This is a genomic window from Cryobacterium sp. Hh11 (assembly GCF_004404045.1).
Lineage (GTDB): Bacteria > Actinomycetota > Actinomycetes > Actinomycetales > Microbacteriaceae > Cryobacterium > Cryobacterium levicorallinum.
Genome location: NZ_SOHF01000017.1, coordinates 97,691 through 119,047, shown reverse-complemented (window position 1 = coordinate 119,047; position 21,357 = coordinate 97,691). Strand labels below are relative to the sequence as shown.

Annotated in this window: 25 protein-coding genes; 15 read left to right on the top strand and 10 right to left on the bottom strand. The window is 64.5% G+C overall.

Annotation, left to right across the window (positions count from 1 at the left end; all coding sequences use genetic code 11):
- Positions 1-391: 391 nt before the first annotated feature.
- Positions 392-1,024, top strand: coding sequence for an HNH endonuclease signature motif containing protein (locus E3T46_RS08055; protein WP_134578148.1), 633 nt, complete (start codon positions 392-394; stop codon positions 1,022-1,024).
- Positions 1,025-1,217: 193 nt separating this feature from the next.
- Positions 1,218-1,610 carry a hypothetical protein gene (locus tag E3T46_RS08050; RefSeq protein ID WP_134578147.1) on the top strand — a complete coding sequence of 131 codons (393 nt, stop codon included), beginning with the start codon at positions 1,218-1,220 and terminating at the stop codon, positions 1,608-1,610.
- Here E3T46_RS08050 and E3T46_RS08045 read toward each other — a convergent pair.
- Positions 1,579-1,938, bottom strand: a complete 360-nt coding sequence (locus E3T46_RS08045) for a hypothetical protein (RefSeq protein ID WP_134578146.1) — start codon at positions 1,936-1,938, stop codon at positions 1,579-1,581. The genes E3T46_RS08050 and E3T46_RS08045 overlap by 32 nt on opposite strands.
- A gap of 33 nt (positions 1,939-1,971) precedes the next feature.
- On the opposite strand from E3T46_RS08045, the gene E3T46_RS08040 reads away from it, so the two are divergent.
- The 3 genes from E3T46_RS08040 to E3T46_RS08030 are packed head-to-tail and all read left to right on the top strand — an operon-like array spanning position 1,972 to position 3,269.
- The gene (locus E3T46_RS08040; RefSeq protein WP_134471159.1) at positions 1,972-2,202 is read left to right on the top strand and encodes a hypothetical protein; all 231 of its coding nucleotides are present in this window, start codon (positions 1,972-1,974) and stop codon (positions 2,200-2,202) included.
- On the top strand, positions 2,202-2,606 hold the full coding sequence (locus E3T46_RS08035; RefSeq protein WP_198414285.1) for a type II toxin-antitoxin system VapC family toxin: 405 nt from the start codon (positions 2,202-2,204) through the stop codon (positions 2,604-2,606). The genes E3T46_RS08040 and E3T46_RS08035 overlap by 1 nt, the downstream gene beginning before the upstream one ends.
- A 21-nt stretch (positions 2,607-2,627) precedes the next feature.
- Complete coding sequence (locus tag E3T46_RS08030; RefSeq protein ID WP_134578145.1) at positions 2,628-3,269, top strand: DNA-3-methyladenine glycosylase; 642 nt, start codon at positions 2,628-2,630, stop codon at positions 3,267-3,269.
- Between the two features lie 101 nt (positions 3,270-3,370).
- Here E3T46_RS08030 and E3T46_RS08025 read toward each other — a convergent pair whose 3' ends face one another.
- Both E3T46_RS08025 and E3T46_RS08020 read right to left on the bottom strand, forming a co-directional pair.
- Positions 3,371-4,426, bottom strand: a complete 1,056-nt coding sequence (locus tag E3T46_RS08025; RefSeq protein ID WP_134578144.1) for an LLM class flavin-dependent oxidoreductase — start codon at positions 4,424-4,426, stop codon at positions 3,371-3,373.
- A gap of 12 nt (positions 4,427-4,438) precedes the next feature.
- Positions 4,439-4,807 carry a hypothetical protein gene (locus tag E3T46_RS08020; RefSeq protein WP_198419132.1) on the bottom strand — a complete coding sequence of 123 codons (369 nt, stop codon included), beginning with the start codon at positions 4,805-4,807 and terminating at the stop codon, positions 4,439-4,441.
- Here E3T46_RS08020 and E3T46_RS08015 point away from each other — a divergent pair.
- The gene (locus tag E3T46_RS08015) at positions 4,787-5,032 is read left to right on the top strand and encodes a MarR family winged helix-turn-helix transcriptional regulator (protein WP_198419146.1); all 246 of its coding nucleotides are present in this window, start codon (positions 4,787-4,789) and stop codon (positions 5,030-5,032) included. The two genes, E3T46_RS08020 and E3T46_RS08015, sit on opposite strands and share 21 nt — an antisense overlap.
- Positions 5,033-5,188: 156 nt before the next feature.
- Here E3T46_RS08015 and E3T46_RS08010 read toward each other — a convergent pair whose 3' ends face one another.
- The 5 genes from E3T46_RS08010 to E3T46_RS07990 form a co-directional block, all read right to left on the bottom strand.
- Positions 5,189-5,650, bottom strand: coding sequence for a globin (locus E3T46_RS08010; protein WP_134441191.1), 462 nt, complete (start codon positions 5,648-5,650; stop codon positions 5,189-5,191).
- Between the two features lie 27 nt (positions 5,651-5,677).
- The gene (locus E3T46_RS08005; RefSeq protein ID WP_134578143.1) at positions 5,678-6,808 is read right to left on the bottom strand and encodes a mechanosensitive ion channel domain-containing protein; all 1,131 of its coding nucleotides are present in this window, start codon (positions 6,806-6,808) and stop codon (positions 5,678-5,680) included.
- Between the two features lie 203 nt (positions 6,809-7,011).
- Complete coding sequence (gene pepN / locus E3T46_RS08000; protein ID WP_134578142.1) at positions 7,012-9,558, bottom strand: aminopeptidase N; 2,547 nt, start codon at positions 9,556-9,558, stop codon at positions 7,012-7,014.
- Positions 9,559-9,748: 190 nt separating this feature from the next.
- Positions 9,749-11,317, bottom strand: coding sequence for an AAA family ATPase (locus tag E3T46_RS07995; RefSeq protein WP_134578141.1), 1,569 nt, complete (start codon positions 11,315-11,317; stop codon positions 9,749-9,751).
- A 24-nt stretch (positions 11,318-11,341) separates the two neighbouring features.
- Positions 11,342-11,722 (bottom strand): hypothetical protein, encoded by a 381-nt coding sequence (locus E3T46_RS07990; protein ID WP_134578140.1) that lies wholly within the window; start codon positions 11,720-11,722, stop codon positions 11,342-11,344.
- A 110-nt stretch (positions 11,723-11,832) separates the two neighbouring features.
- Between E3T46_RS07990 and E3T46_RS07985 the strand changes: the two genes are divergently transcribed.
- Both E3T46_RS07985 and E3T46_RS07980 read left to right on the top strand, forming a co-directional pair.
- The gene (locus E3T46_RS07985) at positions 11,833-12,069 is read left to right on the top strand and encodes a YlcI/YnfO family protein (protein WP_134578139.1); all 237 of its coding nucleotides are present in this window, start codon (positions 11,833-11,835) and stop codon (positions 12,067-12,069) included.
- Positions 12,070-12,071: 2 nt separating this feature from the next.
- The gene (locus E3T46_RS07980; RefSeq protein ID WP_134578138.1) at positions 12,072-12,371 is read left to right on the top strand and encodes a type II toxin-antitoxin system PemK/MazF family toxin; all 300 of its coding nucleotides are present in this window, start codon (positions 12,072-12,074) and stop codon (positions 12,369-12,371) included.
- Here E3T46_RS07980 and E3T46_RS07975 read toward each other — a convergent pair whose 3' ends face one another.
- Together E3T46_RS07975 and E3T46_RS07970 are read right to left on the bottom strand one after the other, a co-directional pair.
- On the bottom strand, positions 12,372-13,898 hold the full coding sequence (locus E3T46_RS07975) for an SDR family NAD(P)-dependent oxidoreductase (RefSeq protein WP_134578137.1): 1,527 nt from the start codon (positions 13,896-13,898) through the stop codon (positions 12,372-12,374).
- A gap of 98 nt (positions 13,899-13,996) precedes the next feature.
- Positions 13,997-15,571 (bottom strand): MFS transporter, encoded by a 1,575-nt coding sequence (locus E3T46_RS07970; RefSeq protein WP_134578136.1) that lies wholly within the window; start codon positions 15,569-15,571, stop codon positions 13,997-13,999.
- Between the two features lie 165 nt (positions 15,572-15,736).
- Here E3T46_RS07970 and E3T46_RS07965 point away from each other — a divergent pair, with 165 nt between their 5' ends.
- The 7 genes from E3T46_RS07965 to E3T46_RS07935 all read left to right on the top strand — a co-directional run bounded on the left by E3T46_RS07965 (position 15,737) and on the right by E3T46_RS07935 (position 21,354).
- The gene (locus E3T46_RS07965) at positions 15,737-16,369 is read left to right on the top strand and encodes a DsbA family protein (RefSeq protein WP_134578135.1); all 633 of its coding nucleotides are present in this window, start codon (positions 15,737-15,739) and stop codon (positions 16,367-16,369) included.
- 9 nt (positions 16,370-16,378) lie between these two features.
- A complete protein-coding gene (locus tag E3T46_RS07960) occupies positions 16,379-16,876 on the top strand; it encodes a ribose-5-phosphate isomerase (RefSeq protein ID WP_134578134.1) in 498 nt (165 codons plus the stop codon).
- Position 16,877: 1 nt separating this feature from the next.
- Positions 16,878-17,861: a DNA-formamidopyrimidine glycosylase family protein gene (locus E3T46_RS07955; protein ID WP_134578133.1), complete on the top strand. Its 984-nt coding sequence runs from the start codon at positions 16,878-16,880 to the stop codon at positions 17,859-17,861.
- A gap of 45 nt (positions 17,862-17,906) precedes the next feature.
- Positions 17,907-19,493: a multicopper oxidase domain-containing protein gene (locus tag E3T46_RS07950; RefSeq protein ID WP_134578132.1), complete on the top strand. Its 1,587-nt coding sequence runs from the start codon at positions 17,907-17,909 to the stop codon at positions 19,491-19,493.
- A gap of 153 nt (positions 19,494-19,646) precedes the next feature.
- Positions 19,647-19,838 carry a Flp family type IVb pilin gene (locus E3T46_RS07945; RefSeq protein ID WP_134578131.1) on the top strand — a complete coding sequence of 64 codons (192 nt, stop codon included), beginning with the start codon at positions 19,647-19,649 and terminating at the stop codon, positions 19,836-19,838.
- Positions 19,839-19,975: 137 nt separating this feature from the next.
- A complete protein-coding gene (locus E3T46_RS07940) occupies positions 19,976-20,353 on the top strand; it encodes a TadE family protein (RefSeq protein WP_134578130.1) in 378 nt (125 codons plus the stop codon).
- Positions 20,354-20,361: 8 nt separating this feature from the next.
- Positions 20,362-21,354: a pilus assembly protein TadG-related protein gene (locus E3T46_RS07935; RefSeq protein ID WP_134578129.1), complete on the top strand. Its 993-nt coding sequence runs from the start codon at positions 20,362-20,364 to the stop codon at positions 21,352-21,354.
- Positions 21,355-21,357 lie beyond the last annotated feature (3 nt).

Below are 21,357 nucleotides of genomic sequence, written 5' to 3'. Positions count from 1 at the left end.
GCCGCACGCTGGGCCGGGGACTTCGGTGCTTTCAGCTTCTCAGTTCGTTCTGTCATGACCATTAGTGTCACTCCTTCAAATAGATCCGCAACCCCTTACACAGACCATCTGACACCCTCTCGACCGCGCCATCATCAGCACCGTTTTCGACGCCTACCTCTCCTCCGCCGCTGCCAGCCCCGTTCCCGGCGCTGCTTCGCGCGCCACGGTCGCGTTCCGCGCGAGCGAACCGTCCGCTGAAGACGGCACGGACAGCACCAGCAGCGATGGCAGCGACAGCAGCGACGGCCTCGCAGCTGCCGCCGTTGCTGACGGTGGTGACCAGGCCGAGAACCACGCACCGGCAGAGCACTGCGAAGCCGACGAGCGGACTGGAGCAAGCAGCGGCCAGGTGTTCAGTCCCTGCCCGCAGGAACCCGGCGACATCCGCTCGATCGGGGAGAAGCAGGCTGGCATCCTCCGCGCGGTATTCGAAGCCGCCGCCCGACAACCCGCAACCCCGACGATGGGCGGCGCGGCACCAACGGTGCTGGTGCACATCCACATCAACGACCTCCTCGCTGGGCGCGGCGCCGGCTGGATCGACGGCATCGACGGACCCCTCACCGTGAAACAAGTCGATGAGCTGGTCTGCGCCGGCGGGTATCAGCCCGTGTTGTTCGGCCACCAGGGTCAGGTTGTGCACCTCGGCGACACCAACCGATTCTTCACCAACAGCCAACGCCGAGCATTAGCGGCCCGTGATGGTGGCTGTGTCATCCCCGGCTGCACCGTGCCGCCGCACCTCACACAGGCTCACCACGTTATTCCCTGGAATAAGGGCGGTCTGACAAATATCGACAACGCCGTTCTCATCTGCAACGCCGCGCATGCCAGCATCGAAACCTCCGGCTGGGACATCGACATGCGACACGGACGCCCCTGGGTGCGCGGCCCCCTCATCTTCGACCCCACCCAAACCTGGCGCCCCGCCGGCCAAAACCGCGCCGCCACCCCAGCGGAAAAACCCCGCTGGGAAAAGTAACGCCTCAGCCGCGACACGCAGCCAGATAAGCGCGGACAGAGCAATTCAACAGCACCCTCCAGGGCGGTCGCGGGTACCCCTGCGCTCAGGTGGAACCAGATCGAACACGACGTCACGCTCGCGCGTGAGTCCGCGAAGATGATTGGCGGCACATCTCAGTGAGGCACAGATTAAATACCTGTGCCTCCGATTATTGACGATCATAGACACCACCACCGCGAGCTTTTCGAACGATCCTGCGCCGAGTGCGCTGGTGGTGTTCGGCTATGTTGACTCCTTTGTACGGTTCGCCCTGGCTCTCGTCGCCGCCGTGCAGATTGCTGGCGCTGGTGCCGTGCCGACGCCGTGGAATTGGGTGCCGGCGTGGGTCGTGGGGGCAGCATCCACTTCATGGTTGTTTTCGGCTATCGTGTCCGTTGGTGCCACAGAGCGCTGCAACATATTTACAGCGTTCCTGCCGAGCATGGACGGTCTCGTGCGCGTCGGCGGCACCGTGTTGCTCGGTGTTCTGGCGATAGTGCTCGCGGATCGTGCGTGTCGCCCGACGGCTGCCCTTATCCGCGCTGGATCGTGGCCTGAACACTGAATTCGGGCAGGTATGGGCTGGCCTCGTCGGTGGACGTTCGCTCGCTCCGGTAGCGGTTCACCACGATGTCGAACCCGCCCCACGACGTCCCATTCATCTCGGGGTAATGATTCGAGCCATCCTCATGATGAGTGGCTTCTGGCTCGCCGAGAAGGTCGATGGCGGCTCTGACTGCTTCGTCGCCGTTCTCGGAATAATGGAGTGAGAGCAGCACGGTTCCGTTCTCATTCACGACGCCGGTCGTCTCGGCGCCGAGAAGAACCGTTCCGGCGGTGTGCTCCTCGGGTACGAAGGTCGATATCGGATCGGAACCCGTGAAATTCTGCATGCAGAATGCATGCGGCGGGATTACGCTGTGGGCATGAGTACCGAGATCATTCAGGTTCGGGACGTGCCGGCCCAAGATGCCGAGGTTCTGCGTGCGCGCGCGGCTTCGCGGGGCATGTCATTGTCGAGCTACCTCCGCGAGCTGATTCACGACGACACGTCGCGCCCCGCGATGGTCGATGTTCTTACGCGAATCGGTACCCGAAGCAGCGTAGAGGGCAGTCGTGACGACATCCGTTCGTATATTGAGGATGACCGCCGATAGTGCCGGTCGTCGATGCCTCGATCGTCGTGCGGCTGCTGCAGAACCGTCGGGGCGACAAAGGACTTCAGGAACGGTTCAATCAGCAGCGGTACGTGCATGCCCCGACGCTGATCGATGCTGAGGTGAGCTCCGCCATTCGCGGGCTTCTACTGACCTCGAAGCCCATGATCAAAATTGATCTGAACCGGGCGGAGGAGATGCTCGCCGATTTCGCGGACTTGCCCTTGGTGCGCTACCCGATGCAGCCGTTCCAGCGGCGGGTCCTGAGCCTGCGGCACAATTTCACCGCCTACGACGGGTTCTATGTCGCGTTGGCCGAGTCGTTGGCTATGTCACTGCTCACCGACGACCGCAAGTTCGTCACGGCCCCCGGTCACACTGCCATCATCGAAACTTGGCCTTAGGGGAGCGGATACACTGTCTGAGTGAACGTGCTGGAGGGATTTCATAGAGCGGACCGGGCATTTTTTGCCCGCGAGGTGCTCGAACTCGCACCCGAAGTTCTCGGCTGCATCCTGCAACGCACGGATGACGATGGCACTGTGGCCATTCGAATAACCGAGGTCGAGGCGTATGCCGGTGAACGCGACCCCGGCGCGCACTCCTATCGGGGTATGACCAATCGGAATAAGACCATGTTCGGTCCCGCCGGGCACCTTTACTGCTACTTCACCTACGGAATGCACCACGCGGTGAACCTCGTCGCCGGACAACCAGGCCAGCCCTACGGTTGTCTCATTAGAGCCGGAGACGTACTCGAAGGAGCCGATATTGCTCGCAGTCGTCGAGAAATCAAGCCACGAAAGGTTCCCCTGCTCGATCGGAGTTTGGCGCGAGGTCCTGGTTGCGTCGCGCAAAGCTTTGGGGTATCTCTGGCCGACGATGGCGATGATCTTTTCGGCGGACAGTGGACATTTTTTGTACCCGATGACGGGGCGGTCGTCCCGCATCTGACCGGACCACGCGTGGGCGTCAGCGGGCCCGGCGGCAGTGCGACGGACTTCCCCTGGCGATTTTGGCTAGCGGATGCCCCGTCGGTCTCGGCCTACAAACCGGGCCGCTCGTAATCTGGCTCAGGATCATCCTTCGGGCGGGTACCAGACGTGATCAATGTCGAGCGTGGCTCTGCAATTCAGGGGCCGACATCACTCGCGCGAGTCGTCTGCTGCTATTTGGCGGCGAGCAACCGTTCCACGCGTGGCTTGACCTCGGTGGCGAGCAGGGTGATGGACTCGAGCAGGTGTTCCTGGGGGAGTCCGCCGTGGTCGCCCTGCAAAAAGTGCCGCATGTGGCCGAGGTGCCGGTGCAGGTCGACGATGCGTTCGGCGACATCGTCCGGGTCGCCGATGAAATAGGCATTGGGGGCGTCGACCTGGGCCAGGTAGGAACCTCGTTGCGGCGCTGGCCAGCCGCGCAGCCGACCCATCTCCACGTTGAGGTTGACCCAGCCCGGATACATCCGCTCCACCGCTTCCTTCTTGGTCGGAGCTACCAGGCCGAAGGTGGCGACCGAGACTTTGATGTTGTCGCCGGTGTGGCCGGCTTGCGCCGCCGACTGCCGGTAGAGATTGGCGAGCGGCGCGAACCGGTGCGGCTGCCCGCCGATGATGGCGTAGGCGAGCGGGAGGCCGAGGCGCCCAGCCCGGGCCGACGACGGTGCACTGCCGCCGGTGGCGATCCAGATGGGCAGGGAGCCCTGCACTGGACGCGGCACGACGTCGAGCTGGGGGATCGAGGGACGCGCGGTTCCCGACCAGGTCACGTTCTCCGTGGCGCTGTTGTTGAGCGTGAGCAGCAGGTCGAGCTTCTGGGCGTAGAGCTCGTCATAGTCGTTCAATTCGTAGCCGAACAGCGGAAAGGTCTCGACCGAGGAGCCGCGGCCGGCCGTGATCTCGATGCGGCCGCCGCCGGAGATGGCGTCTGCCGTGGCGAACTGCTGGAACACCCGCACCGGGTCATCCGTTCCAATAATGCTGGCGGCGCTGCCGAGTTTGATCCGAGTCGTCGCCGCAGCAGCCGCGGCGATGATCGCGCCGGGTGATGAGGCGGGCATGGAGACGGTGTGGTGTTCACCGATGCCGAAATAGTCCAACCCTGCCTGGTCGGCGTGCACGATGGCGTCGAACAGGTTCTTGATCGCCTCCGCGGTGGAACGCGAGCTGCCGTCGGGGTCCCGTTGAGTGTCACCGAAGCTGTAGGCGCCGATTTCCAAGGTGTTCTCCATTGTGTGAGTGGCTTAGGCAGCGACCGCGAGCGGACGGGCCTTCTGAATGAGGGCGCGAAGCTGGTTCGCGTTGTGACTGCCGGTGAAGATCTCGGTGGCCGGCTCAAACGAGCGGCCGGCGGCGAGGGGGCCGGCATTGGACACGCCGGCGACCGGTGCCCAATAGTTCATCGCGTCGATAACGATTCGGCCGGCGAGCTCGCCCGGGTTGAGCGTGCGGTACTTGTGCAGTGGAATCGCGAGTACCACCAGATCGGATGCCGCGGGCTGCGTGGTCGCGATGCGCACCTGGTAACCGGCTTTCAGCGCCTGCGGAGCCAGAACTGTTCCGACCCACCCGGGGGAGTGCGCTGCTATCAGGTGCTGTCGACCGTCATTCACCGAGACCTGCCGTCCCAGCAAGCCATCGGGGCGCACCTCGCCATCGATCGCACGGTCTTGATCTACCTGCTCGACGGCATGGTGGACGCCCAGCTGGTGGAACGCATTCCCGACCCCACCGATCGTCGAGCCCGAAAGATTCGGGCGCCAACAGAGGGCTCGAGCGTGCACCGCGCCGATCCAACGGCGAGCCCCTGCGCGGCCGCCGAGTCGCTCGCACTGTAACAGGCCCAGCCCGGTTAGTTTGTCGGCTGGATCAGCCATTTGGAGCGCACCTGCACGTTGGCGTCCTCGTAGCCGAGGTGCTCGTAAAACCCCAAAACCACGTCGTTGCCCGAACGCACCGAGCACCGTGGAGGTATCGCCGTTGGCTCGGTACACCTAGTCCTCGAAGCTGTTCACCATCGCGAAAGCTGCACGTTCCAGATAATCCCAGAGGATGCCCTGCTGCAGCGGTGGCAGGTTGGCCGCGTCCACGGCGACTTTCATGTGGCCCAGCCACCGGTCGCGGGCATCCGGATTGACCTTGAACGGTTGGTGCCGCTGGCGCAGACGCGGGTGACCGCGCTGCTCGCTGTAAGTGCCTGGACCGCCCCAGAACTGCTCGAGGAACATGACCAGCCGGTGTTCGGCCGGGCCGAGATCCTCTTCGGGATACATCGGCTTCAGCACCGGGTCGGTCGCAACGCCCACATAGAAATCGTGCACGAGCCTTTCGAAGAATGGTGTTCCACCGACCTCGTCGAAGAACGTCGACACCGCGGCAGGGCCGTTCTCGCCATCGCGCAGGTGCACGCCGGCGGGGGTGGCGGGCTGATCGGTCGGGTGTCGTTCAGAGGTCATTCGGTGCAGCTTTCTCTTCGGTACGGGTCAGTCAATGCCGTCGCCGCGAACTTCGGGGTCTGGTGCCTTCATCGGAGCCGGCACGTCTTTGGGCTTGGCCTTGCGCGGCCCGCGGGGCTTCCGCACCGCGACCGGGCCGGTGCGCACGCCGGCTACGACGTCGGGCACGGCTGCCGCGGCCTCTTCGGCCGCGTCCAGGGCACCCTCGACCGGTTCAACGGTCGAGCCGTCGATGGTGCCGTCGCCGGTGGTCATGACGACGCTGTTGAGCGGGGTGAGCGGAACGCCCATGCCGTCCAGGGCCTTCTTCATGTGCAGGCGCAGGTCGCGGGCGAAGTCCCACTTGGCCGAGACCCGGGTTTTGACCACGAGCCGGGTGACGAGGGCTTCGGCGCTGATCGACTCGAGGCCCCAGATCTCCGGCTTTTCGAGGATATAGGCGCGCCACTTGCGGCTCGAGGCCAGGGCACTGGCGACGCGCAGCAGCTCGTCCTGCACGGCCTCCACGTCGGAACTGTAGGGGATGGCGAGGTCGATGATGACGCGGGCCCAGCCCTGCGACATGTTGCCGACCCGCAGAATCTCACCGTTGCGCACGAACCAGAGCGTGCCGTCGATATCGCGCACCTGAGTGATGCGAATTCCGACCGTTTCGACGACACCGGATGCGAATCCCACGTCGACGATGTCGCCAACGCCGATCTGATCCTCCACCACCATGAACAAGCCGTTGAGGATGTCTTTGACGATGTTCTGCGCGCCGAAACCGAGGCCGGCGCCGATCGCCGCGGTCAGCAGCGCGAAGGAGCCGAGGATGTCTTTGTTCAGGGTGGTGACGATGAGCAGCAGTGCGGTGATCAGAATGAACACGTTGACGATGTTCGCCAGCACGGCGCCGAGTGTGCGCGAGCGCTGCACGACGCGCACGGCAGCCAGGGGGGAGACGTTCAGCGCCTGGGTGTCGTCGACCTTCTGGTTCTTCTTGACGCCAGAGACGATCTGTTGCACGACCCGGCGAATCACGAATTGCAGGGCCCAGCGCAGTGCGAAGGCGACGACGATAATTGCCGCAATGGCGAAAATCTTTCCGACGTAATCGGTCCACGGAATATCGGCGATGGAGGTGGCGAGGTTGGCCCAGAAAGTTTCCCAGTTCATATCCAAGCCAGTCTACCGAGGGGCCTCGGCGGTACCCGAGAGGTAGTCCCGGTCGCTGGTGACCGATTACCCGCGCGGCCAGCGCAACCCGGTGCAGAGAACGCAGGCAGCGGCATCCTCTCGATTAGCTGTGAACGCGTCGGCGCACGCGAAAACCCCGCGACCTGGCTGGTCGCGGGGTTCGCAGTGTTCGGTGGTGCTAACTATTCGGCGTCGCGAGCCTGTACCCGGAGCGAACGCTCGACTCCGGCCAGGTTTTCGACCACGAGGCGGCGCAGAGCGGCCGGCTCCGGGTTGGCGTCGAGCCAGGTCTTCGTCGCGTCGGCGAGGGCCTGGTTGTTCAGCGGCGCCGGGTAGAGGCCGATCACGAGCTTTTCGCCGATCGAGAAGCTGCGCGCCTCCCACACTCGCTGCAGCATCTCGAAGTAGGTCGCGACGAACGGCTCGAGCAGGCCTGAGTCGTTCACCCGCAGGAACCCGGCGGCCGTCGTGCGCACGATGGTCGTCGCAGCCGTGTCAACATCGATCAGCGACGACCAGGCGGCGAGCTTACCCTCCGCAGTGGGCAGGGCGGCCCGGGCCAGGGCAGCCGACTGTGCGCCGGTCGCCGTGTTGTCGGCCGCAAGGGCCGCGTCGATCTCAGCGGCGTCAGCGCGGCCACCGGCCACGAGGGCGGTGAGCAGCTCCCAAGCCAGGTCGGTGTCGACGGTCAGGCCATCGAGCACGGTGCTGCCCGAACGCAGCGCCGCCACGTTCTCAAGCTGCGCGGGGGTGGCTGCGACGGAGGCGAAGAACTTCACGAACTGGAACTGGGCATCGCTTCCCGCCGCCGCGCCCTGTGCGAGCGCCCAGAGTGCATCGGCGACCTCGGTCGTTACGGCTTCGCGGTACGGCTGCGCCACGTAGTAGCTCGCGGTGAGCACGACCTGGCCAAGCACGGTGCGCAGCGTGGTCGACTCGGTTTCGGTGGCGACATTGTTCAGCACCAGGCGCACGAAGTCGCGGGCCGTGGTTTCGGCGTCGCGGGTGGCGTCCCAGACCGAACCCCAGACCAGGGCGCGGGCGAGCGGGCTCTCAATGGCCGAGAGGTGCTCGAGCGCGACGGCCTCCGAGGCCGGGTCGAGGCGCACCTTGGCGTAGCTGAGGTCGTCGTCGTTGAGCAGAATCAGGTCCGGGCGTTTCTGGCCGACGAGAGCGGGGACATCCGTTATCGAACCGTCAACGTCAAGCTCGACGCGATGCGTGCGCACGAGCTTCTGCGCGTCGTTGAAGGTGTAGAAACCGATCGCGAGGCGGTGCGGGCGAATCGTGGGGTAGTCGGCGGCCGCAGTCTGCAGCACAGTGAAGCCGGTGATCGTGCCCGTCTCGTCCGCGGCGATCTCTGGGCGCAGGGTGTTGACGCCGGCGGTCTCGAGCCAGAGCTGGGCCCAGCCGCTGAGGTCGCGGCCGCTGGCAGCCTCGAGCTCGACCAGCAGGTCGGAAAGCTCGGTGTTGCCCCACTGGTGCTTCTGAAAGTAGGAGCCGACGCCGGTGAAGAAGGCGTCGATGCCGACCCAGGCGGCGAGCTGCTTGAGTACAGAGCCACCCTTGGCGTAGGTGATGCCGTCAAAGTTGACGAGCACATCATCGAGGTCGCGAATTGTGGCAACGACCGGGTGGGTCGAGGGAAGCTGGTCCTGCTTGTAGGCCCAGCTCTTCTCCATCACGGCGAAGGTGGTCCAGGCTTCATGCCACTCGGTGGCCTCGGCAGTGGCGATCGTCGACGCCCACTCGGCGAAGCTCTCGTTGAGCCAGAGGTCGTTCCACCAGGTCATGGTGACGAGGTCGCCGAACCACATGTGGGCGAGCTCGTGCAAAATGGTGACGACGCGGCGTTCCTTGATGGCGTCGGTCACCTTGGAACGAAAGATGTACGTTTCGGTGAAGGTGACCGCGCCGGCGTTCTCCATAGCGCCGGCGTTGAACTCCGGCACGAACAGCTGGTCGTACTTGTCGAAGGGGTAGGCGTAGCCGAACTTCTCCTCGTAGTAGGCGAAGCCCTGGCGGGTTTTCTCGAGGATGTAGTCGGCGTCGAGATATTCGCTGAGGCTCTTGCGGCTGAACACGCCGAGCGGGATGGTACGTCCGTCGCTCGAAACGAGTTCGCCGCGCACGACGGCGTATGGGCCGGCGATGAGGGCGGTGATGTAGCTCGAGATCACGTGGGTCGGTGCGAACGCCCACGTGCTGGCACCGTTGCCGGCGTCGGTCGGTTCGGGGGTGGTGGAGTTGGAAACAACCTGCCACTTGCTCGGCGCGGTGACGGTGAAAGCGAATTTCGCTTTGAGGTCGGGCTGCTCGAACACGGCGAAGACGCGGCGAGAGTCGGGTACCTCGAACTGGCTGTAGAGATAGACCTCGTTATCGACCGGGTCGACGAAGCGGTGCAGTCCCTCTCCGGTGTTGGTGTACAGCGCGTCGGCGACGACGATGAGCTCGTTTTCGGCCTGCAGATCATCCAACTGAATGCGGATGCCGTCACTCACGACGGCCGGGTCGAGCGCCGCGCCGTTGAGGGTCACCGAGTGCACCGTGGAAGTAATGGCATCGATGAAGGTCGAGGCGCCGGGGGTCGCAATAAAGCGCACCGTGGTGGTGCTGCCAAAGGTGGTTGGACCGGTAGTGAGATCGAGCACGACGTCGTAGCTCGCGACGGTCACGAGCGCGGCGCGCTCCTGGGCTTCGATGCGGGTGAGATTTTCTCCAGGCAACTTGGTTCTCCAATTCGGTTCACGATTGTGAGGCTTTGGCGCTCGTGGCGCCATCGCACCCCTTAAGCCTAACCATGACTGGTTGCCGCGCTGGCTAAGGCGTGGCTCTGCTCATCCTGGTGAGAGTGAGCAAAAGATCTGCAGGTTCGGCGGCAACTTGCCAGGGTCTGTCGGTGCCGGTCAGTTCCGGTCAGTGGGTTTCGTCGGTATGGTCAGGTGCGCCCGGGGCGTCGGCGGGTGGCTTGACCGTGACTGGCGGGGTGCTACCGCTCGCCCTGAAGGAGGCGAATTGGCGCGTCATTACGGCCGCCGCACCGTGCAGTGGAACGTAGCTGCCGCCGTTCGGCCCGTCGCCTGGCTCCTGATCGGGCTGCCAGCGCTCATTTTCGCCGCTGCTTGTGCCCAGGAGTCGCCGGGTCAGGGCCGCACCCGCCGACAACAAATCGTCGAGGGCGACCTGCAAATCGTCGTCGTCAACGGGTTCGGACCGGAGCGCGGCGCGCAACACGGCACGGCGGATGAGTTCCTTCGCGAAGGACCCGGTCACGCCCTCGGAACGTACGGCCGCCGCGTCGAGGGCGGCCGCGGTGAAGGGCAAGGTGCCTGCGTAGCGGCGGAACAGCCGCTCGCGTTCCGCCAGCGCGGGCAATGGCACCTCGACGGCGAGGTCGACCCGGCCGGGCCGTTCGGCGAGGGCACGTTCGAGCACCTCGACCCGGTTGGTGGTCATGACGAAGGCCACATCGGCGTCACCGTCGAGTCCGTCGAGAGCGTCGAGCACCTCGAACAGCAGCGGCTGCGGCGTGGCGTGGCGCTGCATCGCGACCAGGTCGATGTCCTCAAGGACGACGATTGACGGCGCAAACGTGCGTGCGATCTCAGCTGCGGCTGCGATGTGCACGATGCTGGACCCGGTGAGCAGTACGGCCGTGATGCCCGGTGTTTCGCTCAGCAGGTGGCGCACGGTGAGCGTCTTACCGGTGCCGGGAGGACCGTAGAGCAGTACTCCGCGCTTCAGGTGCTGGCCGGCGGCGAGCAGCGCCTGGCGTTGCTCACCGATTCCGATGACGTGGTCGGAAATGGTGCCGAGGATTCCCTCCGGCAGCACGATCGCCGCAGCGGGCACGACGGGGCGTTCCAGAAAGGTGATTCCGGCGCCGGACCCGTATTCGGTTTGCACGAATGAGAGCACCTGCCCGCGCAGCACGCTGTGCTCGATCATGAGCTCGCGCAGGTGAGCCAGAAACGCGGTCACGATCTCCGGCGCGACCGCCATGATTTCGAGTTCGGCGGTGTTTCGCCCGAATTGCGGGTTCGCGGAGCGCTGCAGCACAGCGATCGGCTGGCCCGCAAAGCGGATGAGCCGCACGCCGAAGGAGACCACCTGACGGGTCGACGTCGGACCGGTCGCCCTGGCCGAGTAGTCCACCGGACCGGGGGCAAACCCCTGGAACGGGCTGGCCACGAGCTCGGAAAGGGTGGAGTGAAACCGCTGCTGGCCGCCGGATACGCCGAGCAATTCATCAGGGTCGGGGCCGCTGAGGCTGGTCAGGGCGATATCGGCATCCACCAGTCGATGATCGGCGAGGGTCTCAGACACGACCGGCAAGGTCGACGCGTTCGCACCGAGGTGCTCGGTGACCTTTTCGCCGAGCGGTGACAGCGCGGACCGGCCGCGGTCATCCGCGTTGGCGACGACGCGGTCCATGAACTGTTTGAAGGAACGTACGACGTCTCGGTCGAAAGTGTCCTCGGTCATGAATAAGTCCTTTCGATCGGGTAGCTAGCGGGACTGGGCGATGACTGCCTCGGCGACGGCCACCGCGTCGGTGCGGGACTCGACCTCGTACGCCGACTGGCCGAGCGAGAAGATCACGGTGCAAAACGACGACGTATCGGCGCTGATCTGCGCGGCGTGCTCACCCTCGACCGCGCCCTCCGGGGCGACGGGCGGCAGGGCGGCCTGGCCGTCTGCGGTGACGAACACCGCGGCCACGTTATCGAGGGTGGCAATGTCGTCACAGGTGTAGGTGCTCGCCGTAGCTGTCGTCGGTGCGATCGTCGCTGGCGATTCTGACAGTTCTGCCGGGGACTGAGCGGTGCATCCGCTGAGCGCCACGATGGCGAGAAGAACGGTCGGCGCGATGCGACCACGGCGTAACATTCGGTCAGCCTAGCAGCGGGCATTTTGCCGCATGAACTGTGCTTTCCTTGATATTCCGTAACCAAACGGAGAGCATACCTGAATGGATCCCATAATGGTATGCTCAGGAAATGAGCCGACAAATAGCGGTGCGCCTGCCCGACGAATTAGTGGAATACCTTGACCAGGCGGTGGGTGAAGGGCGGGAAAGTAGCCGTGCTTCCGTGATCACTCGAGCTCTCGAACGAGAACGGCGACGCGAACTCGCCCTGCGCGACGTGCGCATTCTGACCGACCGTTTCGCTCAAGCCGACGATCTGGACGAACTCGCCAGCTTTGGCGCGAGTATTCCGTCTGACCTCGCCTAACGATGCGGGCAATTCACATAGCGCACCTCGACAAGGCCCGGCCGGTCCTCGTCCTAACGCGCGAACTCGTGCGCCCCCACCTCACCCGAGTTACCGTCGCACCGATCACCAGTACCGTGCGGGGCCTGTCGACCGAAGTCCCGGTAGGCCCCGCGAACGGCCTCGACCAGGACTGCGCGGTGAGCTGTGACAATGTCGTGACCATTCCGGTCGCCAGCCTCGGTCGCCAGATTGGCTTTCTGCTGCCCCCACAAGAGGTGCGGCTGAGTGCTGCCATCGCCGCGGCGTTCGACCTCGACTGATTACCAGGCGCCCGGTTGGTAGTCCTTGAGGAAGACCCCGTAGATGTCTTCGCCGGCCTCGCCGCGCACGATCGGGTCGTAGACCCTGGCCGCGCCATCAACCAGGTCGAGCGGGGCATGAAAGCCTTCCTCGGCCAGGCGAACCTTGGTCGGGTGTGGACGCTCATCGGTGATCCAACCGGTATCGACGCTCGTCATGAGGATGCCGTCTTCGAGCATCTCCTTCGCGCTGGTGCGGGTGAGCATGTTCAGTGCGGCCTTGGCCATGTTGGTGTGCGGGTGGCCCGGTCCTTTATACCCGCGACCGAACACGCCCTCCATCGCCGACACGTTCACGATGTACGTTCGGCGGGCGGCGGATGCCGTGAGCGAGGCCCGCAGACGGCTCACCAATAAGAATGGTGCGGTCGTATTGCACAGCTGTACTTCGAGCATCTCGAGCGGGTCCACGTCTTCGACGTTCGCGGTCCAGCTGTTCCGCGAGTGCAGGTCGGGTACGAGACCGCCGGCGTCGATCGCGGTGCCAGCGGCGAGTCGCTCAAGCGACGAGGACCCCGCCGTGAGGGCCAGCCGGGTGAGGTCATCCGCTGTGAGGGCGCCGGCACCGGACGCGGCCGCGAGCAGCGGGTGACCGGAGACCGACGCGGCCAGGGCGAGCGGATGCGCATCGTTGGTGTGCCCGAATGACACGACCTCGGGCAGCGGGCCGTCGGGCAGGGGAGATTCCTCGGCCTCAACGAGCGGGGAGTACGAGCCGCGTGAGCGGCGCACGGTCTGCGCTGCATTGTTGATGAGAATGTCGAGCGGACCCTGGGCCGCAACCGAATCGGCGAGCGCGATCACCTGGGCCGGGTCACGCAAATCGATACCGACGATGCGCAGGCGGTGCAGCCAATCCTTCGAATCGTCCATCGCGGCGAAGCGGCGAACGGCATCGCGCGGAAACCGGGTGGTGACGGTGGTGTGAGCGCCGTCACGCAGCAGGCGCAGCGCGATGTACATGCCGATTTTGGCGCGGCCACCGGTGAGCAGGGCCCGCTTGCCACTGAGATCGGTGCGAGCGTCGCGCTTGGCGTGACTGGAGAGGGCGCAGCTCGGGCAGAGCTGGTGGTAGAACGCGTCGACCACGGTGTATTTCTGCTTGCAGATATAGCAGGCGCGCGGAACGAGCAGCTCGCCGGCCGTCGCCGCGCTGGTGCCGAGGGAAAGCTGGGCGCCGCGGGTCTCGTCGTCGATGCGGGTCGGGGCGCCGGTCGCTGTGGCGGCGATGACGCTGCGATCGGCGTCGGCGATGACCGCGCGTTTCTCCAGACGCCTGGACATCTTGACCGACTTGAACATCTTGGCGGTCGCCTGGCGCACGGTGACGAAGTCGGCGCTGTCCGGGTCGACGTTGCGCAGCGAGGCGAGCACCCGCAGGGTCACTTCGAGGTCGTGCGGGTCGATTCCGGCGAATTCGGGGGCCGCCGCGTTCGATTCGGCTGCGCTCGCGTTGGTGGGCGCAGTGGTGGGGGGCGCGGTGGTCATCCGCGAATTCTACGCGGGCCGACTGGGAGCATCCGTTCAACCGACGACAAACGGGCGTGCGCGACCGAAACCGCCCACGCCCGCCGGCAACTACTGAACTAGACCTTGGCCGGTTCCTGAACGGGAATGGCGATGGTCGGCGGCTCGTAGGTGTGGTCGAACGGCATCTGGTCAGTGTCGAGCAGGGGGTTGTCGTCCTGCGTCTTGACCAGTTCGTGCGCTTCCTCGTCGGTGTTCACGCTTGGCATGGAGCCCGGCAGCGGGCGGTTGGCTGATTCGCTCAGGAAGAAGATGGCGATCGCCCCGATGAACGAGGTGGCCATCAGGTAGAGCGCCGGCATCATGTCATTGCCGGTGCCCACGATGAGCGCGGCGATGATGAACGGCGTGGTGCCGCCGAAAATGGCTACGGCGAAGTTATACGAGATGCCCATGGCGCCGTACCGGCTCGCCGTCGGGAACAGGGCCGGCAGGGCGGAGGCGAGGTTCGAGACGTAGAACGTGACCGGGAACGCGATGAGGGCGAGGCCGAGCAGGGTCGACCAGATGTCACCGATGCCGATCAGCAGGAACGCCGGGTAGGCCAGCACCACCGTGCTGATGGCTCCGATCCACAGCACCGGGCGCCGTCCGATTCGGTCAGACAGTCGGCCGGCCAGCGGGATGCACAGTGCCATGATCACGAGAATCGGAATGGTCAGCGCCGTTCCGTGCAGCTCGTCATAGCCCTTGTTCTCGGTGAGATAGGTGGGCATATAGGAGGTGAGCGCGTAGCCGACCGTGTTCGCCGCGGCGACCAGGATCATGGCGATGATGATGTTGCGCCAGTAGGCCTTGAAGATCTGGATCGGGCCCTTAGGAGTTTCGGCAGTGGCCCCCACTGGGTTCTTCTGGGCGGCTTCCTGGGCGTCGAGGGTGGCCTGAAACGCGGGCGACTCGTCGATCTTCATACGGAAGTAGATGGCGACCAGGCCGAGCGGCCCGGCAATGAGGAACGGGATGCGCCAGCCCCAATCCTCCATGACCGACTGACCGAGTGTGAGCTGCAGCACCGAGACGAGCGAGGCTCCGATGGCGAAGCCGAGGTAGCTGCCCATGTCGAGAAAGCTGGCAAAATAGCCGCGCTGCTTGTCGGGGGCGTGCTCGCTGACGAAGGTCGTCGCACCGGCGTACTCGCCGCCGGTGGAGAACCCCTGCACGAGCTTGACGAACACGAGCAGCACCGCCGCCCAGACGCCGATCTGCGCGTAGCCGGGCAGCAGGCCGACCGCGAAGGTCGAGGCGGCCATCAGAATCAGTGTGGTGGCGAGCACCTTCTGGCGACCGATCCGGTCGCCGAGCCAGCCGAAGAACACGCCGCCGAGCGGTCGGGCGAAGAACGTTGCGGCGAAGGTTCCGAGCAGAAACAGGGTTTGAACGGATGCGTCGGCCTCTGGCAGGAAGACGGGCCCCATGGTGGTGATGAGGTATCCGAAGATACCGACGTCGTACCATTCCATGGTGTTTCCCACGATGGTGCCGCCGAGGGCGCGCTTCATAATGGGCTTGTCCACGACGTTGACGTCGGATACTGAGATGCGGCGGCGCAGGAGAGCCTTTTTGGGCTTCACCGCGGCGGCGGCGGCGCTCGTGGCGCCGGAATTCGCGGTGGGCGTGCTTCGGTCAATGGGCATGTTAATTTCTCCCGGGGAGATATTGTGCTTGCGACGTAGAGCTGTACTGCATAGTGCAGATTTTTTTCGACCCATCGACAATACCTGAATGGGGGGCATTGCTCTAATGGGAATTCTCGGGTTCGGGGATGAACGGGCCGGCACGCCCCCGCTTAGGCTGGTTGCATGACTGATTCTGTGGATTTCTGGTTTGACCCCTCGTGCCCCTGGGCCTGGATGACTTCGCGCTGGGTGGACGAGGTCGCCCGGCTGCGTCATTTTGAGGTGACCTGGCATGTCATGAGCCTCGCCGTGCTCAACGAAGATCAGCAGGTGAGCGAGGAGTACGCGGCGTTCTTTCCGCGGGCGCTCAAGTACACCCGCCTCGTCGCAGCCGCCAATGAACTGCACGGCCAGGCGATGGTCAAGGCCCTCTACGACGCACTGGGCCAGCAGATTCACCCAGGCAGCAATACGAACCCGGACGAGGTCATTCCGGCCGCGCTCGCCGAGGTCGGCCTGCCTGCCAGCTTCGCCGCCTACGCCGACAGTGACGAGTACGACCGCCAGATGCGGGCGAGCCACTTTGACGGCATCAACCGGGTCGGCCAGGACGTGGGAACGCCCGTGATCGCGGTGAACGGTGTAGCTTTCTTCGGCCCGGTCATTTCCCCGGCCCCGATGGGTGAGCAAGCCCTGGCCCTCTGGGACGGCGTCGTTGCGCTGGCGAGCTACGACGGATTCTTCGAACTCAAACGCAGTCGAACCCGCGAGCCTATTTTCGCCGAGGCCGTCAGCACGTCGGCCAGCACAAAATAGACTGCTCATATGCGCATCCACATCGCCACGGACCATGCCGGTCTCGACCTCAGCCACCACCTGATCACGCACCTGCGTGCGGCCGGGCACGAGGTCGTCGATCACGGGCCCCAGACCTACGACGCCCTCGATGACTACCCTGCTTTTTGTATTAATGCAGCGCAGGCCACCGTCGACGACCGAGAAAGCGGCATCGAGGCGCTCGGCGTCGTGTTCGGCGGTTCCGGCAACGGCGAGCAGATGGCCGCCAACAAGGTGTCCGGTGCCCGCGCCGCGCTGGTCTGGAACCTCAGCACGGCCCGTCTGGCCCGTGAGCACAATGACGCCAACGTTATTTCCATCGGTGCCCGCGAGCACACCATCGAGGAAGCCACCCGCTTCATCGACGCGTTCATTGCCGAGCCGTTCAGCGACGAGGAGCGTCACGTGCGTCGTATCCACCAGCTCGGAGAGTATGAAACGACCGGAACCATCGCCGGAAAAGACGTCGACGGCGTCGTGAACTGAGGTGCCAGAGGGCCACTCCGTTCACCGCATCACCCGCCAGTTTCAGCGCAACTTCGTCGGTCACCGGGTCACCGTCTCTTCACCGCAGGGACGGTTCGTGATCGGTGCCGCCCAGCTCAGCGGGCACACGGTAACGGATGCTCGCGCCGTCGGCAAACAGATGTTTCTGGAGTTCGACCACTGGTTGTGGTTGCGCATCCACTTGGGCATGTATGGGGCGTGGGATTTCAGCGGCGAGATTCAGATGGATGCCACGATGGCTTCGGCCAACGGCCGGATGGGGCAAACCAACCAGCACGGCACGGATCTACCAACGTTTGACGCCGCGGGGGAGAACTCGATCTTCAGCATCGGTGAGCCCCGCCGCACCCGGGTGCGCATGTCGGAGCAGGAGAAAGAGATCGACCTCGCCGACGCTTTCCCGCCGGAGCCGGTCGGTCAGGTGCGGGTGCGGCTGCTCAGCGACACGGTGTGTGCCGACCTGCGCGGACCGACCGCCTGCGAGGTGCTCGACCCGTCCCAGGTCGAGGCCGTCATCGCCAAACTCGGCCCCGACCCGGAACTGGACAACAGCCCGCAAGCGGAGCAGCGCTTCGTCAGCGTCGTGCGCAAGAAGCCCACGCCGATCGGCCGCCTGCTGATGGACCAGACCGTGGTCAGCGGAATCGGCAACGTGTATCGCGCCGAAATGCTCTTTCGCGCGGGACTCAACCCGCACGCGCCCGGAAAATCGCTCAGCGACGAAACCGTACGCGACCTGTGGAGCGACTGGGCACACCTCCTTCACATCGGGGTGGCGACCGGCCAGATGATGACCATGGACGGCCTCGATGGCGAGCCGTACCGACTCGCCATGAAGAATCGGGCCGACCGGCACTGGGTCTACAAGCGGGAGGGGCTGCCCTGCCGGGTCTGCGGCACCCACATCGTGCTTGAAGAGATGGCCGCCCGCAAGCTGTACTGGTGCCCGCGCTGTCAGGCCTGAGTCCCTGTGGTGGCAGCGCACTGGGTGGACTGCGAAAATAGAAGCATGATCCGAATTGCCGGGCCCCGTCGTCGTGTCGCCACCTTTGTGAGCGTCGTCGTCGTCGGCGCGGTCGTGTTGGCCCTCGGCCTCACCGCGTGTTCCGGCGAAGACGGGGCCGGCGTGATCGACACGGTCGGCAGCGTTGACTTCGTCAACCCGCTGGCGATCCCGCCGCTGGCCGAATCAACCGTCAATGCCGCCGGCGAGCGGGTGTTCGACCTCACGGCCCAGGCCGGAACGACCGAGTTCACTCCGGGCGTCGTGACCGAGACCTGGGGCTACAACGGCAGCTACCTCGGCCCGACGATCGTCGCCCGGCGCGGCGAAAACGTGCGCATAAACGTCAACAATGACCTCGACGTAGCCACCACTGTGCACTGGCACGGCGCCAATCTGCCCGCCGAAATGGACGGTGGACCGCACCAGATGGTCGAGCCCGGCGCCGAATGGAACCCCAACTTCGAGATCGATCAGCCAGCCTCAACCCTCTGGTATCACCCGCACCCGGAAGGCGATACCGAGCACCAGGTGGAGATGGGTCTGGCTGGGGTCTTCATCGTGCAGGACGACGAGGAGGCAGCCCTAAACCTGCCGCGCAGCTACGGCGTCGACGATATTCCGGTGGTGGTGCAGGACCGCCGTTTCGACGAGAACGGGCAGTTCGTCGCCGACGTGCGCGGCTATATCGGTCCGATCGGTGACCAGCTGCTCGTCAACGGCACCCTCGCGCCCTACCTCGACGTCACCTCCGAGGTGGTGCGCCTTCGACTGCTCAACGGGTCAACCTCCCGGGTTTACGACTTCGGATTGAGTGACGGCCGGTCCTTCGACCTGATTGGAACCGATGGTGGACTGCTGGAGGAGGCGGCGCCGATGGACGGCATCCGTTTGTCGCCGGGGGAACGCGCCGAAGTGCTCGTTGAGCTGGTGCCGGGGGAGACCGTGAACCTGCAGTCGAACCCGCCAGACCTCGGCATCTCAGCCAGTGCCGCGACGCGCAACGCCGGTGACGATACCCTCGATGTGCTGGAGCTGCGCGCCGCCGACACGCTCAGCAGCATCGGGGAGACCGCCAGCACCCTCGCGAGCATCGAACCGCTCGACAAAGCGGATGCCACAGTCGACCGGTCGTTCACCCTCAACGGTTACACGATCAACAATCGGCTGATGGACATGACCCGCATCGACGAGACGATCGAGGCCGGCGCGACCGAGGTCTGGACCGTCGACAACGCCATGCCGCTGCCCCACAACTTTCACGTGCACGGCGTGCAGTTTCAGGTGCTGCGGGTGGGCGCCGAGCCGCCGCCCGTTGAGCTGTCGGGCTGGAAGGACACGATCTACCTCGAGCCCGGAGTGCGCTACGAACTGATCATGCAGTTCGCGGAATATACCGACCCCGACTTTCCGTATATGTTCCACTGCCACATGCTCTCGCACGAGGACGCCGGAATGATGGGCCAGTTCGTCGTGGTCGAGCCCGGCGAGGAGGCCGGTACCCCGCCGACCGCTCACGACGCCATCGTTCCCCAGTCGAACCTGGCCGTCGGGAGCGGGCCGCGCGTGCTCGCGCCGGCCCACGGTCACTGACGTAAAACAGTCTCTTTCGGACCACTGAGTATGGTCTACGGCCCAGCGCCTCACCAGCCCCAGTTTTGGTATTTGTGAGAAAATTTCGTTTCGAATATCTTTCTGCTACCGATCGGCACTCAGGCTGATTTCTCACAGAATGGACTCTTCGATATGAAGTTCTACACACAGATTGCCGCCTTCGCCAACAGCCTGCGTTCGCAGGAAGAAGGCGCCACCGCGGTGGAGTACGGCCTTATGGTCTCGCTCATCGCTGTCGCCATAATCATCAGCGTTACCCTGCTCGGCACGAACCTTGGCACGCTCTTCAACAAGGTCGCTGGCAAGCTGCCCGCCATTGTGTAACCAACGCTGCTAACTCGGTCGGCCAATCGATCGACCGCGCTGCACAGTGACAGCGGTAACAGGCGGCGGCTTCTGCAGGGAAGCCGCCGCCGCTCAGGCTGAAGGGACCTAAAATGTTGTGGTTGCGGCGACGACTCATGCGCCTTCACTCCGGTGAACGTGGGGCGGCAGCGGTCGAGTTCGCACTCGTGCTGCCGATTCTGATCATTCTCGTCTTCTTCATCATCGAGTTCGGGCGCCTCTACAACATTCAGATCTCTCTTACCGGTGCAGCCCGCGAGGGCGCCCGTTCGATGGCGATCAACAACGCGGTCCCCGGTGCGAAGGCAGCCACGATAGACGCGGCGCCGTCCGTGCCCCTGACAGCCCCCGAGATCACGGTCAGCCCGGCAGTTTGCGCGGCCGGCTCGACCGTCACCGTGACGGTCGAACACACGGTGGATCTCATCTCGGGGTACCTGCCCTACTCGTCCATGAAGTTGACCGGAAAGGGAGTCATGCTGTGCGGTGGCTAAATCATTTGATGCGCTCCGAGCGCGGGGCCAGTGCCGTCATGGTCGGCATCCTGATGATTCCCCTCCTGGGATTCCTGGCGATCGCGATCGACGTCGGTGCCCTCTACGCGGAGAAAGCCCAATTGCAAAACGGTGCGGATGCCGCGGCCATCGCGATTGCGCGCAATTGCGCCATCGACGGTCTGTGCAACTCTCCGACCACGGCCGTGACGCAGGCACAATCCTTCGCGAATGCCAACTCCAATGACGGCACCTCCAACGTTCTTACGCCGACGTTTCACACCAGCAGCAGCGTTCCCACCACCACCAGCGTTCGCGTCGAAGCAAGTACGCGCGAGACGTCGGGGGCGAACGCGCTCAGCCATCCGTTTGCTCGCATGATCGGTACAGACTCGACTACGGTCAAAGCGGCAGCAACGGCGACGTGGGGCGGGCCCCAGTCGGGGCCGGTGTTTCCACTGGCACTGTCCTACTGCGAATTTCTCGCCACAGGACTTCTGCCGACACCGGGCCTCGTCACCATTCGCTACGACGAGAACAAAACCTGCAAGAAGACACCGTCGAGCGCGGACATTCCCGGCGGCTTCGGATGGCTCGACCAGCTCGCCAACACCTGTGAGGTACAAGTAGACCTCGCGGACGCGAGCGTTGGCAGCAACCCCGGCAACAATCCGCCAAAGTACTGTGACGCCGTGCTCGCCGGACTCGAGAACCAGACCATCCTTATACCCGTCTTCGACGCCTCGACCAATCCGGGCGACACGGGAACTTTCCACATTTACGCCTTCGCCTCGTTCACGGTGACCGGCTGGAAGTTCGGCAACGGCGCGCTTCTCAACAACGTCGATCCGTCCGCACCCGCCTGTATTGACAAGGCCAAGGCCTGCGCCGGCAACGCTCGATTCATCCAGGGCAAATTCGAACGATGGGTCGAAGTCGACCCCGACTTCGTGCTTGGCGGCCCGACGCTCAACGGCTTCGTCGTCAGACTGACCAAATAGGAG